The sequence below is a fragment of the Flavobacterium sp. N1994 genome (genome assembly GCF_025947145.1).
Taxonomy (GTDB): Bacteria; Bacteroidota; Bacteroidia; order Flavobacteriales; family Flavobacteriaceae; genus Flavobacterium.
In genome coordinates this window covers 1,661,244-1,674,315 of sequence record NZ_CP109999.1, presented here as the reverse complement: position 1 = coordinate 1,674,315, position 13,072 = coordinate 1,661,244, and the positions used below count along the sequence as shown (strand labels likewise).

Genomic DNA, 13,072 nt, shown 5'->3' with positions numbered 1-13,072 from the left:
ATAGGATACAAATAAATTTAATATTAATTAATTGCTTTTTTGAAAAATAATAAATAGGTTTACGCCCTAAAAAAATATTCAAATAACCCCAAAATATACATATGAAGAAGTTCATAACATTTGCGTCATTTTTAGCTTTATTAACCAGCTGTGGTGGGTCGAGCGACAAAGGTGAATTAGTAGGAGTTAAAGGAAAAAAATGGCACCCAGAAAAACCATTCGGGATGACTTTAATTCCTGGTGGTGCATACATTATGGGTAAGTCCGATGATGATCCAGCCAACGTGCAAGACGCGCCTACTAAGACAGTAACCGTTAGGTCATTCTACATGGATGAGACCGAAATTACAAATAGTGAATATCGTCAATTTGTGGAATGGGTAAAAGATTCTACGATTAGAGTTCGTCTAGCTATACTTGCCGATGAAGTTGGTCAAACTGCTGGTTCAGGTAAAGGTGGTAAAGGTGGTAAAGGTGGAAAAACTGGTGGAAGCATTGGTGACTACGCTTTCAATGATACTGACCCTGCAAAAATGACTCCATACGATAAATACATGTATGAGAATTATTATAGTGTAGGTACTGATGATGATCCTTATGCAGGAAGAAGATTGAATAAGAAGATTAAACTTATTAAAGACACTAAAAAGTATCCAGACGAATATTATACTGAAGTAATGGATACTATGTATTTGCCTATTGCAGAATCTTTCAATGGCTTAAGAACTATTGACGTTCGTAAATTGAAATTCAGATATTCTTGGATGGATATTCAGGCAGCTGCTAAAGCTAAAACAGGTAAAAGAAGTTCTTTTATAAAAACAGAACAACAATTAGTTTATCCTGATACAACAGTTTGGATTAAAGATTTTGCTTATTCATACAATGAGCCAATGCACAACGATTATTTTTGGCATCAAGCGTATGCTCAATATCCAGTAGTTGGTGTGAGTTGGAAACAAGCTAAGGCTTTTTGCGCATGGAGAACATTAAACAAAAACTCTTATATTAAATCAAAAAAGAAACATCATGATTTAATCAACACCTTCCGTTTACCAATTGAATCAGAATGGGAATATGCGGCTAGAGGTGGTTTAGAATCAGGGACATTCCCTTGGGGTGGTCCATATGCTAAAAATGATAGAGGTTGTTTCTTAGCTAATTTCAAACCTAATAGAGGAGATTATGCTGCTGACCAAGCTTTGTATACGGTTGAAGCAAAATCTTATGAGCCAAATGGATACAATTTGTATAACATGGCTGGTAATGTTGCTGAATGGACTGATTCGTCTTATGATGCTGCAGCTTATGAGTATGTTTCATCAATTAATCCAAATGTTCAAGATTACAAAAACATGAGAAAAGCCATTCGAGGTGGTTCATGGAAAGATGTTGCTTACTTCTTGCAAGTAGGAACAAGAGATTTTGAATATGCAGATTCTGCCAGAAGTTATATAGGTTTCCGTACTGTACAAGACTACATGGGAACAAAAGTGACTAAAAATGGCGCACCTAAAAAGTAATTTCAAACTAACTTAAATAAATTATCTTAACTAACTTTAACTAACTAAAATTTTTATTATTATGGCATTATTACCAAAAAAAGTTATGAATTTCGCCTACGGTATGGGCGCGGCAGTTGTAATCGTAGGAGCATTATTCAAAATTCAACACTGGACAGGAGCAAGCGCAATGCTTATTATTGGGTTATTAACTGAAGCATTAATTTTTGGTCTTTCCGCTTTTGATGCACCGGACGTAGAATTAGATTGGTCATTAGTATATCCTGAATTAGCAGGAGGACAAGCTAAAGAAAAAACAAAAAAAGCTGAGGATCCAAAAGATGCTCAAGGTCTATTGTCTCAAAAGTTAGACGCAATGTTAAAAGAAGCTAAAGTAGACAGTGCTTTGATGGAAAGTTTAGGAAACAGTATTAAAAACTTTGAAGGTGCTGCAAAAGCTATATCCCCTACAGTTGATTCTGTTGCTTCAACTAAAAAATATGCTGAAGAAATGACTAAAGCAGCTACTCAATTAGAAACTTTGAATGGTTTATACCAAGTACAATTACAAAGTGCTGAAAGAAATGCAAAAATCAATGATGAAGTTGCTGAAAACAATTTAAAATTAAAAGATCAAATGCAAAGCTTAACTTCTAACCTTTCTATATTGAATAATGTTTATGGTGGAATGCTTTCTGCAATGAGTAATAAAGGATAATTAGTTTTATAACTATATTTTAAACAAAATAATAATTTAAACTAATTAGAAAAAATGGCAGGAGGAAAACTAAGCCCTAGACAGAAGATGATTAACCTGATGTATCTGGTTTTCATCGCGATGTTGGCATTAAACATGTCAAAAGAAGTATTAACCGCTTTTGGTTTGATGAACGAAAAATTTGAAGGCGTTAATAAATTTTCAGAAGAATATAACAAAAGTTTACTAGGATCTTTAGAGCAAAAAGCAGAAGATGATCCGACTCGTTTTAAAGGACCTTTAGATAAAGCTAACCAAGTACAAAAAATATCTAAAGAACTTTACACTTATTTAGGGTCTTTAAAAGACGATGTTTCTAAAGAATTCCCAAGAGAAGAAAAAACAGGTAAATTACCATACGAAGCAATGGACAAAGGTGGTTACATCGATGAACATTGGTTTAAAGGAGACAAATATTCTCCAAAAGGTGATGAAATAGTTTCTAGAATTGAAAAATACAAAAAAGACGTAATTGCAGTATTTGGAAATGATGTGAAATACCAAAAAATCGTTGAAAACATCAACAGTAAATTTAATTTAGGTGATGTTAAAGATAAAGATGGTGTATCTAAAAAATATTTAGCCTACCACTTTGAAGGATTCCCAGCGGTAGCTTCTATTGCAAAACTTACTAGTATGCAAAATGATGTGGAATCTACAGAACAAGATATCTACAATGCTTTAATTGGTAATACTATAGCTCAAGCAGCTTCTTTGAAAAATTTCCAGGCAATGGTTATTTTAGATAAAAATGTTTATTTTGAAGGAGAAACTGTTAAAGGTAAAGTAGTATTAGGTAAGTATGACGCTAATACCGTTCCAACTAGTTTTTCTGGACCAGGTAAAATTGAAAACGGACAAGCTGTTATCTCTATGACTGCTGGAGGTGTTGGTGAAAAAAATATTACTGGTACATTTTCTTTCATGGAAGATGGGAAACCAGTGCCTTTAAAATTTGAAGGCAAATATGTTGTGGTTCCGCGTCCAAATTCTGCTAACATTTCTGCAGATAAAATGAACGTAGTGTACAGAGGTTTACCAAACCCAATGACTATTTCATTTGCAGGTATTCCTGAAAATAGCGTAACGGCTTCGGCTCCTGGATTATCATCTGTTGGAAAAGGGAAATATAATTTAGTTCCTGGATCTGGTACTGAAGTTATTGTAACAGCAACTGGTAAAATGTCAGATGGTAAATCTGTTTCAGATAAAAAAGTATTTAGAATTAAAAATATTCCTGCCCCAGCTGGTGCAATCGGTGGAGTTACGGGAGTTCAAAAAGGGGCTAAATCTCGTTTAGAGGTTTCAACTGTTACTGCTGAACTTCAAGACTTTGTTTATGATTTAAAGTATGAAGTAACACGATTTAGTTTCAAAGTTCCTGGACAAGCTGCCGTTATTGTTAATGGAAGTAAAGTTGATGGAAAATGTAAAGCAGCTTTAGCAAGAGCATCAAAAGGAGATCAGATTTCAATTTTTGATATCAAAACTAAAATTGTAGGAGTTGGTGGAATTGTTCCTAAAGATGCTTCACCAGTTATATTTGAAGTACAATAATAATTTAAGTTGATATAAACCTACTTAAATAACTTATATTATAAATTATGAAAATTAAAAATCTTTTATCAGTAGCTTTTGCAGTAGTATGGACTTTATCCTCTTTTGCTCAGTCAAACTTGTTAAATGCCAAAACTCCAGAGGAGATTGGTAAAAAAACACCTGCTCAGTTAATTTCTGATAATGATAAACCATTGCCTTATGGCTACGTTCATGACAGAGATGTATTGATGGGCAAAACAATTTGGGAGTTTGTAGATGTTGATGAAAGAATTAATTTTCCTTTATACTATCCTATTGATACCGCTTTTGTTGGAAAAGAAAGAAGATCATTATTTGATGTTCTAGTAAAAAACATCAAGAATGGTAAAATAACTGAAATTTATGGTGATGATTATTTCAATACAAAGAAGACATTCAAGGATATGGAATCTTCTTTCACCTATATTGATACTACTGATGCTGGTAAAGATGAGATTAATAACTATTACGATGATTACAAATCTGGAAAAAAAGTATTAGATCCTCAATTTATCAACAAAAAAGAGTTAGATGCAAGTTATATTTCTGGATATAAGATAAAAGGATTTTGGTATTTTGACAAACGTCAAGGAGAATTGAAATATAGATTATTAGCAATTTGCCCAGTTACTCCAGAAGCACGTGATGCTGGAAATGACAAAGCAGATGTTATTGACTTATTTTGGGTTTACTTCCCTACCATTCGAGATATTTTGCATGAAGCGAAAGCATTCAATGACAAGAATTCAGCCATGCCTATTACATTTGATCACTTGTTGAATTCCCGTAGGTTTAACGGTGAAATCTATAAAGAAGAGAATGTGTATGGCGATAGAATGATTGAACAGTACATGAAAGATAATGCGCAATCGCAATTGCTAGAATCTGAGCGTATCAAAGAAAAGATTCGAGATTTCGAATCAGATATGTGGAACTACTAAGATTTATTTTATAATACAATATAAAACTCTCACCTTTGGGTGAGAGTTTTTTTAGTTTACAAATATGGTGGATTATATCATTGTGGGTTCTGGTTTAGCCGGAATCGCTTTTGCAGAAACGTTACTTCACAACAATAAATCATTTGTAGTGTTTGAAAACTATTCTCAAAATTCTACAAAAATTGCTGGCGGCTTATACAATCCAGTTATCTTAAAAAGGTTTAGTGAAGTTTGGAATGCTAAACAACAACTTGAATTAGCAGATAATTTTTATCAACGTGTGGAAGCCAAACTAAACACTCAAGTTGATTTTAAATTGCCTATTTACAGAAAGTTTTTTTCGGCAGAAGAACAAAATAATTGGTTTACTGCCTCAGACAAACCTAATTTAGCACTCTTTCTTTCTACAGAAATCATTCATACAAAGTATAAAGCAATCGATGCTCCTTTTGGTTACGGACAAGTATTGCATACTGGTTATGTTGATACGGTTACTTTATTAAATCAGTATCATGCTTATTTAAATGATCGAAATTGGTTTAGAAAAGAGGTTTTCGATTATGATGTCTTACAGGTTTTTGATGACTATATAGCCTATCAAAACTTAAAAGCTAAACATATTGTGTTTGCTGAAGGCTTTGGAATGCATGCTAATCCATTTTTTAAGCATTTGCCACTCGATGGTACAAAAGGAGAGTTATTTGTTATTAAAGCTCCTGATTTGGATATAGATGTCATTGTGAATACTAGTGTGTTTATTTTGCCATTAGGGAATGCCCTTTTTAAAGTTGGTGCCACTTATAACTGGGAGGACAAAACGGACGTCCCTACCGAAGAAGGAAAACAAGAACTTATCGACCGAATCAAAGAAATCATAACTTGTGAATTTGAAATTATTGAACATTTTGCAGGTGTAAGACCCACAGTAAAGGATAGAAGACCTTTACTTGGGACTCATCCTAAATATAAAAACATTCACATTCTCAACGGACTTGGCACAAGAGGTGTTATGCTAGCTCCAGCAATGGCCATCGATTTATATGATTATATCGAAAACGGGAAACCGTTAGATAAGACTATTGATAGTAACAGGTATGCTACTTCTTAGTGGCTTCTTTGTCGTAACCCACAAAAATATTGATGTAAATATTTCGTGATATCCTAGCAGTAATAGGCATTAAAACAATTAATCCAACTATAATGGCGATAAAGGTGGTAATCAAATCTAACCCTAGGATTAGTTTTGAGATGATAAATACGGCTACACCAATACCAACGGTTAAACCATAACTGACATACATAGCGCCATAAAAGAAAGAAGGCTCTATCTGATAATGCAGTCCACAATGGCTGCAGTTTTCATGCATATTGTAGATATTTTTTAGATTGTATGGATTTTGGTCCACATACATGCTTTCTTCTTGGCATCTTGGACAACTTCCTGTTAAAATACTATTTAGTTTGGATCCTTTTTTTAACATTTGCAAAAATTTTAACTTTTGTTCCGATTGGTCTTATGACTTCGGGTTTACAAAGGTACTTTATAGAAATCTTTTACATGTAACTTTTGTAACAAATCATTATGTTAAACATTCACAATTTATCGGTTTCGTTTGGTGGTACGTATCTTTTTGAAGAGGTGACTTTTCGATTAGGTTCTGGAGATAGAGTAGGACTGGTGGGAAAGAACGGTGCTGGAAAATCAACTATGCTCAAGATTTTAGCGGGTGATTTTAAGCCAGATAGCGGCCAAATTGCTACTGAAAAAGAAGTTAAAATAGGGTTTCTTCGTCAGGATATCGATTTTGTCAAAGGGAGAACCGTTTTAGAGGAAGCTTATCAAGCTTTTGAAGAAATCAAAAGAGCTGAATTAAAAATTGACGAAATCAATCACCAATTGGTGACCCGAACGGATTACGAAAGTCAAAGCTACTCTGATTTGATTGAACAATTAAGTGATGTTACACATCATTTTGAAATATTAGGAGGTTATAATTATGTAGGCGACACCGAAAAAATCCTTTTAGGATTGGGTTTCAAAAGAGAAGATTTCGAAAATCAAACGGATACTTTTTCTGGGGGTTGGAGAATGCGTATCGAATTAGCCAAGTTGTTATTACAATCTAATGATATCCTTTTACTAGATGAACCTACGAATCACTTAGATATTGAGAGTATCATTTGGCTCGAAGGGTTTTTAAGAAACTTTCCGGGCGTTGTTGTCATTGTATCGCACGATAAGATGTTTTTGGATAATGTGACTAATAGAACGATTGAAATCTCTTTAGGGAAAGCGTATGACTTTAATAAGCCGTATTCACAATACTTAGTATTAAGAGAAGAAATCCGAGAAAAACAATTAGCCACTCAAAAGAATCAAGCCAAGAAAATAGAAGAGACTGAGAAACTTATTGAAAAGTTCCGTGCCAAAGCTTCTAAAGCCTCTATGGCGCAATCACTCATCAAGAAATTAGATAAAGTAGAACGCATCGAAGTAGATGAAGATGATAACTCGGTAATGAACATTTCGTTTCCTTTATCACAAACACCCGGAAGAGTGGTAATCGAAGCAGAGCATGTGACCAAAGCCTATGGGGATAAAGTCATTTTAAAAGACATTTCCCTTTTAGTGGAACGTGGAAGTAAGATTGCTTTCGTGGGTCAAAACGGACAAGGAAAATCAACCTTTATCAAAGCTATTGTCAACGAATTCAAATACGATGGTTCGATTAAGTTAGGTCATAACGTGCAGTTAGGCTATTTTGCCCAAAACCAAGCGGAGTATTTAGATGGAGAAATCACTTTATTAGAAACCATGACGAATGCGGCGACAGATGGTAATCGTTCTAGAGTGCGTGATATGTTGGGTTCTTTTTTGTTTAGAGGTGATGATGTAGAAAAGAAAGTCAAAGTATTATCGGGAGGGGAACGAAATCGACTGGCGTTGTGCAAATTATTATTACAGCCTATCAATGTATTGGTAATGGATGAGCCTACCAATCACTTAGATATTAAATCAAAGAATGTATTGAAAGCGGCACTTCAGAAATATGAAGGCACTTTGCTTTTAGTATCCCACGACAGGGATTTTCTACAAGGAATGTCTAATATTGTTTATGAATTCAAAGACCAAAAGATTAAAGAATATTTAGGGGATATCAATTTCTTCTTAGAGCAAAGAAACGCCGTTAACATGCGAGAAATTGAGAAAAAAGACGTAGTTGTTGCGGCAACAAAAGAAACCAAAAACATCTCCTACGAAGATCAAAAGAAAAGCAAATCATTACAAAATCGTTTGAGTAAAATAGAAAGTCAAATCAAACAAATCGAAATTGATATTCAAAATGATGATAAAGCTTTGGCTTCTAATTATGATAAGCATGTAGAAGATGCTAATTTCTTCATCGCTTACAACAAAAAGAAATCAGAACTTGACAAACTGCTTGAGGATTGGGAAATCGTACAAGGAGAGATAGATAATTTATAACTGAAAAGAGTTCCTAATGGAACTCTTTTTTTATTCTTTATTAAAAACTAAATTGACATAAGTAGTATCTTTTTTTGTATCGAAGAGAATCCGTCTATTGGGTTTGTTTTGCAATTCAAAGTTTCCGTTAACCGTACGAATAAGTGCTGCTGTTATTTTAAAAATAGTTTTCATTAGGAAGTTTTTTTACGAGTTAGTAAATAATCAATGCCAAATCGGCCAGAACCCTGAATCATATAGAAAAGACCAACCCACAGGAATCCCATAGCAGGCAAGTAATTCCACATACCATTATGGATTTGTTGCATAAAAATAGCGACCAACATCGTTCCCATAATTAAGAATGAAGCGATACGAGTTTGGAGTCCAAGTACTAAAAAGATACCGCCAACCGCTTCACTAAAAGCGCCCATCCAAGCAAAGAAGGCTGGAGCAATGGCAAATAATCCTCCGTAAGCTGCTACATCATTAGGAAACCAAAAGGCGACTTCAAAGAGACCTAAGTTTTTATCAGCGGGTGACCAAGGCAACCCAAATTTATCAGCACCAAAACTAGATGTTAATAGAAAGCCACAAACGATTCTTGGAATGGCTAATAAGAAATCTTGCGACCAATGGGGTGACAAAATAGGGGTTGTAATTCTTTTTAGTAGTTTCATATTAAGAAGATTATAGTATTTGTATGGGTTCTTAAATAGCTTTTGCCGAACCAATGTTTTGAATATTTCCGTTTCCTGATCTTGTTTGTTTTATCTCGTTCGATACATTTACTTTTGCGTTTCCGTTGCCTTTACAAACAATAATTGCCTTTTTGGCTTGTAATTTGGTCGCATTTAAATTTCCATTTCCTTTACACAATACCTCCAAATTATCTACAATGCCAGATAGTGTCGTACTTCCGTTTACTGGATTTATGGATTTGAAATTTTTACTGTTAATATTCGTAACATTCAATCCAGAGTTCCCGTTATTGCTTACTTCAGATAAAAAGGGCATCGTGATTGTTACTTTGATTTTAGTATCTTCAATATATAGTTTGTTATTGCGATTGCCTTTTAAAGAAATGGTCAATCCTTTTTTGGAGGAGTCTTCAATTACGGATAGCAAGTTTATTAAATTGTCATCTATTGTAATCGAAATACTAAATGGTTTTCCAACTTCTATTTGGAGATTTCCATCCAAATCATCAAAAAACACTTTGTCAAAATTTTGATAATCATAGGTTTTGGTAATGGTTTTTCCTGAACCTTTTAGTTGTGCTGATGACAATATAGTTACTAAAGTCATTGCGATTGTAATTAGAATTGTTTTCATGATATTTTTATTTATTGATTTGATGATTGAAACGCTACTACTTTTTGTATCCCATAGATAAACCTGTATCGCCGGTTACATATAAATCTACTGAAGCTACTTCGTTAGATTTATTTTCGATTATAAGTGCTGTGTTCTGTTCGGTCTTTACGGTTACAGATTCATTTGGATTAACAGTAACTGGTGAATGAGTTCCGCCTTCCAATGGAGCCATAAAAACTTTTAAGGAATGATTAGAAACATTTTTAAGTTTTACTTTAAAATTCCCATGTTCGTTGTTGCCCAATACAAAGCTGTCATTAGGTTGAATTGTTGTATTGGATGTTAATGAACCAAAGACACTGCAAGACGCTAGTGTTAACGCTAAAAGAAAGGTGGTGATTTTTGTTCTCATGTTTTTACTTTTTAGGAAACCGATTGCTAGGTTTCTGGTTATTTGATGAGGCAAAGATGCAACAACACAATATGTCAATCGCTTCAAATTATGATTTGAGACCAATTGATGAATGAGTGGGAAGTATTGTTATCGCTGAGATTACAGCTTTTCGATAAATTCTTTTGGGGAAAGCCCTGTGTTTTTTTTGAAAGCTCTGTTAAAAGTAGCTTTAGAATTAAATCCGCAATCAAAGGCAATGCCAAGCAAAGTCGATTTTTTATGTTCTCCTTGTTGGAAACTTCTTTTTACCGCTTCAATTCGGAAGTTGTTGATGAAGTCGTTGAAGTTTAATCCAAACCCTTGGTTTATCGCTTTTGAAATTACTGCAGCATTAGTATCTAACTTTTTAGCCAAATCAGTCAAAGTAAGTTCTGGATTTTGATAAAGTTTCTCTTCAGCTATTATATTTTCGATTTTCTTTTTCCAAGTTTCAATTTCAGGAGAAGTCTGAGCTTCAAAAGTTTCATGTTCAATATCAATTATAGCTTCTTCTACACTGAAATTATTGGCTAAAAGTAAAGCTGGCTTTTTATCAAATACTGAAATTTCAAATGGAATTTTGGTTACAATAGGATTAGCATAACCCGTTACGGCTATATAATACATGACAATCGAAAAGAATAGAAAAAACCACCAGCTTCCGGTATAGGAATTTAATTCTGGATAAAAAATAGTGATGGTATCAAAGACAATCGGTAGCACCAGCATGATTAAAAAACTATAGAGATAGGTTTTAATCCATTGAAACAAAATACTATCGGCATAACTGACCACTTGAAACATTAATTTTCGATACAAATTATAATAGCGGATAGAAGCTATAAAATAGATTGCCATGGAAACCATACCGGTATTGTGGTACCAACTTTCAAAATCTTTATCAATACCATCTTTATAGAAATAATAATCTTTAAAAATATACTTGTCGTAAATCCACATAAATAAGGTGTAGAACAAGTACAAAATCCCAGGAACTAAATGCAAAAAGTTTCTTTTGGTTAACCGAAAGGAGGGGTTGAGTAAACTTTGAGTGTAAAAATAGATTACTGGTCCAATAAAGAATAAATGCTGAAATGGGGTATAAAATAGGAAATCCCGATAAGGCTGATTGTCATACCAACCCGCAAATCCTAACATCCAAGGAGCCACGAATAGACTGCACAAGAAAATAAAGATACTCAGCCAGTAATTGGAATTGGTTTCCGTTTTAATAGCTTTTACTAAAAGCAACAAACTATAAACAATCCCTTGAGAGAAAGTGATGAGAAGCAACGAACTGTAAAAACCAAATTGGAAAAGCATACCTCAAATTTGGTTAAAGATATAAAAGTTTAGTGTTCTTTGAAAGGATGGCGTTGTTGCCAAACAACAGTGGGCTCTAAACGAGGAAATAGTTTAGGCATTAATTTATCTACCCATTTATTGGTGTGATATATAAATCCTGTCATCAGCAAGGGTGCAGCACCAATAGAGCTTTTGATCTCTAAAGCCGTTCTCCCAAAAATTATTTTTTTGAATTGGTTGTCAATGCCAAACTTTGTCATGTTGTACAACATGTTTAAATAAAGCATTTTTTCTTTTTGGACTTGCTCGTCATAGCCTAGAAAGTAAGTTTCTAAAACGGTTCCGTTTAAAAGTAAGGTGTGAAAGCCTACTAATTTCTCCTCTAAAAAATAGCCCACCAATTTAAATCGGTCACCACACTGTTTTTTAAAACTGGAAAAATGATTTTCAGCTAAGAAGAACGTGTTAAAGGGAGCATTTTTAGCCACGTGATGGTACAATTCATAAATGCGTTCTTCGTTTGAAACAATTTCTTCCCAAGTTAATTCTCGATTGGTTATGCCTTCAATCTTTTTGTGCGCTCGTTTATATTGGTCCCGGTATTTTTTGGAAAAGGCGGCTATATAATCTTCATTGGTTTTCCAATTAGGGTTCAAATCAAAGATCATGTTAGGTTGTGTATTGAACTCATACATCGAGGCAAAGTCAAACTTTTTGAGTTCATCGGCACAATGTTGGTAAAAATCTTTGAAGGAAACGATATGTATTTTCGTATTCTTACTTTTAAAATACTTAATAATCTCATCGGCACAGGCTACTAATAATTCGCTTATGCTTTTAAAGTCCATATTTTTATTGAACACATAACCGTTTTGACCAGTAATCATATTGTTTCCAAGAAATAAAACATGAGAAGCAAAGTTTTTGAACACAAAATTCCGAACATAGGTTTTGAGACATTGATCTCTTTCTCCAAAGGACTCTAGCTTATTCACATCAAGATATTGTGCCAAGGCTACCCCAATCAATTCTGTATTTTCAAAAATACCTATGTAGAAACATTGCATATTGGTAGGAGCAGACTTGTCCAACACTTTCAAATAAGAAGTTTGTAAAAAGGCATTCTCACTAGCAACTGTATCCCAAGAGCTGGGAAGTTGTGAGATAGTGGAATATATTTTATAGGTAGTTGTTTCCAATAAGCTAAAAAAAATCGCCCTACAAATGTAGAGCGATTGGTTTATAATTAAATGTTAAATTATTGCATCATACAGATGATACCACCCATGATCGTAAAGCAAACAATCCAGAATCCAGCCGTTATCATAACATATTTAAAACTTCTTCTTTCGTACAAAGCACTTGTTCCTATTACTGGAAAAATCATGAATAATCCCGCAATGAAACCATGTAGAGCTCCGTGTTTGAATGTACGAAATGCTGTTCCATAATCAGCCATAAAAGCATTATAAGAAGGTAAAGCTTTTGAAGGGTCACCTCCAACCATTCCTAAGGCTCCAAATTGATGAATGACTACCATTTGTAATACAAATGAAACAAGAAAAGCATAAATGAAAGTGCTAGCCAACATTTTAAACATGTTGCCTCCTTTCATTTCTTCTTCTTCCATTCCGATTTCTTTCATCCAAACGTTTCCAAAAACTTTTGGGTTGTACCAAATAAATCCAACAACTAGTGCGGATAATGCAGCAAGTAATAATGCTAAAAAATTGATGTTCATAATAATACAATTAATTGGTTAGTATATCAAAT

At 33.9% G+C, this 13,072-nt stretch carries 14 protein-coding genes; 6 read left to right on the top strand and 8 right to left on the bottom strand.

Going from position 1 to position 13,072, the window contains the following annotated elements; translation table 11 throughout:
- Positions 1-101: 101 nt before the first annotated feature.
- The 5 genes from gldK to OLM53_RS07415 all read left to right on the top strand — a co-directional run bounded on the left by gldK (position 102) and on the right by OLM53_RS07415 (position 5,886).
- Positions 102-1,523 (top strand): gliding motility lipoprotein GldK, encoded by a 1,422-nt coding sequence (gldK, locus tag OLM53_RS07435; RefSeq protein WP_264522399.1) that lies wholly within the window; start codon positions 102-104, stop codon positions 1,521-1,523.
- A 61-nt stretch (positions 1,524-1,584) separates the two neighbouring features.
- A complete protein-coding gene (gldL, locus tag OLM53_RS07430; RefSeq protein ID WP_264522398.1) occupies positions 1,585-2,220 on the top strand; it encodes a gliding motility protein GldL in 636 nt (211 codons plus the stop codon).
- 54 nt (positions 2,221-2,274) lie between these two features.
- On the top strand, positions 2,275-3,816 hold the full coding sequence (gene gldM / locus OLM53_RS07425) for a gliding motility protein GldM (protein WP_264522397.1): 1,542 nt from the start codon (positions 2,275-2,277) through the stop codon (positions 3,814-3,816).
- Between the two features lie 47 nt (positions 3,817-3,863).
- A complete protein-coding gene (gene gldN / locus OLM53_RS07420) occupies positions 3,864-4,778 on the top strand; it encodes a gliding motility protein GldN (RefSeq protein WP_264522396.1) in 915 nt (304 codons plus the stop codon).
- 64 nt (positions 4,779-4,842) lie between these two features.
- On the top strand, positions 4,843-5,886 hold the full coding sequence (locus OLM53_RS07415) for an NAD(P)/FAD-dependent oxidoreductase (protein WP_264522395.1): 1,044 nt from the start codon (positions 4,843-4,845) through the stop codon (positions 5,884-5,886).
- Here OLM53_RS07415 and OLM53_RS07410 read toward each other — a convergent pair.
- A complete protein-coding gene (locus OLM53_RS07410) occupies positions 5,876-6,259 on the bottom strand; it encodes a DUF983 domain-containing protein (protein WP_264522394.1) in 384 nt (127 codons plus the stop codon). The genes OLM53_RS07415 and OLM53_RS07410 overlap by 11 nt on opposite strands.
- A 101-nt stretch (positions 6,260-6,360) precedes the next feature.
- On the opposite strand from OLM53_RS07410, the gene abc-f reads away from it, so the two are divergent.
- Positions 6,361-8,265, top strand: coding sequence for a ribosomal protection-like ABC-F family protein (gene abc-f, locus OLM53_RS07405; protein ID WP_264522393.1), 1,905 nt, complete (start codon positions 6,361-6,363; stop codon positions 8,263-8,265).
- A gap of 30 nt (positions 8,266-8,295) precedes the next feature.
- Here the strand turns inward: abc-f and OLM53_RS07400 are convergent, their stop codons facing one another.
- The 7 genes from OLM53_RS07400 to OLM53_RS07370 form a co-directional block, all read right to left on the bottom strand.
- Positions 8,296-8,439 (bottom strand): hypothetical protein, encoded by a 144-nt coding sequence (locus OLM53_RS07400; RefSeq protein ID WP_264522392.1) that lies wholly within the window; start codon positions 8,437-8,439, stop codon positions 8,296-8,298.
- Complete coding sequence (locus tag OLM53_RS07395; RefSeq protein WP_264522391.1) at positions 8,439-8,924, bottom strand: DoxX family membrane protein; 486 nt, start codon at positions 8,922-8,924, stop codon at positions 8,439-8,441. Before OLM53_RS07395 ends, OLM53_RS07400 begins: the two co-directional genes overlap by 1 nt.
- A 31-nt stretch (positions 8,925-8,955) precedes the next feature.
- Complete coding sequence (locus OLM53_RS07390) at positions 8,956-9,579, bottom strand: DUF2807 domain-containing protein (protein ID WP_264522390.1); 624 nt, start codon at positions 9,577-9,579, stop codon at positions 8,956-8,958.
- Between the two features lie 37 nt (positions 9,580-9,616).
- On the bottom strand, positions 9,617-9,973 hold the full coding sequence (locus tag OLM53_RS07385; RefSeq protein ID WP_264522389.1) for a hypothetical protein: 357 nt from the start codon (positions 9,971-9,973) through the stop codon (positions 9,617-9,619).
- Between the two features lie 141 nt (positions 9,974-10,114).
- On the bottom strand, positions 10,115-11,317 hold the full coding sequence (locus tag OLM53_RS07380) for a helix-turn-helix domain-containing protein (protein WP_264522388.1): 1,203 nt from the start codon (positions 11,315-11,317) through the stop codon (positions 10,115-10,117).
- Positions 11,318-11,346: 29 nt separating this feature from the next.
- Complete coding sequence (locus OLM53_RS07375) at positions 11,347-12,498, bottom strand: GNAT family N-acetyltransferase (protein WP_264522387.1); 1,152 nt, start codon at positions 12,496-12,498, stop codon at positions 11,347-11,349.
- Positions 12,499-12,557: 59 nt separating this feature from the next.
- Positions 12,558-13,040 (bottom strand): DUF1761 domain-containing protein, encoded by a 483-nt coding sequence (locus OLM53_RS07370; RefSeq protein ID WP_264522386.1) that lies wholly within the window; start codon positions 13,038-13,040, stop codon positions 12,558-12,560.
- Positions 13,041-13,072: the final 32 nt, after the last annotated feature.

Coding starts and splice junctions, on each gene's coding strand:
- gldK (WP_264522399.1), top strand. CDS start 102: ATGAAGAAGTTCATAACATTTGCGTCATTTTTAGCTTTATTAACCAGC.
- gldL (WP_264522398.1), top strand. CDS start 1,585: ATGGCATTATTACCAAAAAAAGTTATGAATTTCGCCTACGGTATGGGC.
- gldM (WP_264522397.1), top strand. CDS start 2,275: ATGGCAGGAGGAAAACTAAGCCCTAGACAGAAGATGATTAACCTGATG.
- gldN (WP_264522396.1), top strand. CDS start 3,864: ATGAAAATTAAAAATCTTTTATCAGTAGCTTTTGCAGTAGTATGGACT.
- OLM53_RS07415 (WP_264522395.1), top strand. CDS start 4,843: ATGGTGGATTATATCATTGTGGGTTCTGGTTTAGCCGGAATCGCTTTT.
- OLM53_RS07410 (WP_264522394.1), bottom strand. CDS start 6,259: ATGTTAAAAAAAGGATCCAAACTAAATAGTATTTTAACAGGAAGTTGT.
- abc-f (WP_264522393.1), top strand. CDS start 6,361: ATGTTAAACATTCACAATTTATCGGTTTCGTTTGGTGGTACGTATCTT.
- OLM53_RS07400 (WP_264522392.1), bottom strand. CDS start 8,439: ATGAAAACTATTTTTAAAATAACAGCAGCACTTATTCGTACGGTTAAC.
- OLM53_RS07395 (WP_264522391.1), bottom strand. CDS start 8,924: ATGAAACTACTAAAAAGAATTACAACCCCTATTTTGTCACCCCATTGG.
- OLM53_RS07390 (WP_264522390.1), bottom strand. CDS start 9,579: ATGAAAACAATTCTAATTACAATCGCAATGACTTTAGTAACTATATTG.
- OLM53_RS07385 (WP_264522389.1), bottom strand. CDS start 9,973: ATGAGAACAAAAATCACCACCTTTCTTTTAGCGTTAACACTAGCGTCT.
- OLM53_RS07380 (WP_264522388.1), bottom strand. CDS start 11,317: ATGCTTTTCCAATTTGGTTTTTACAGTTCGTTGCTTCTCATCACTTTC.
- OLM53_RS07370 (WP_264522386.1), bottom strand. CDS start 13,040: ATGAACATCAATTTTTTAGCATTATTACTTGCTGCATTATCCGCACTA.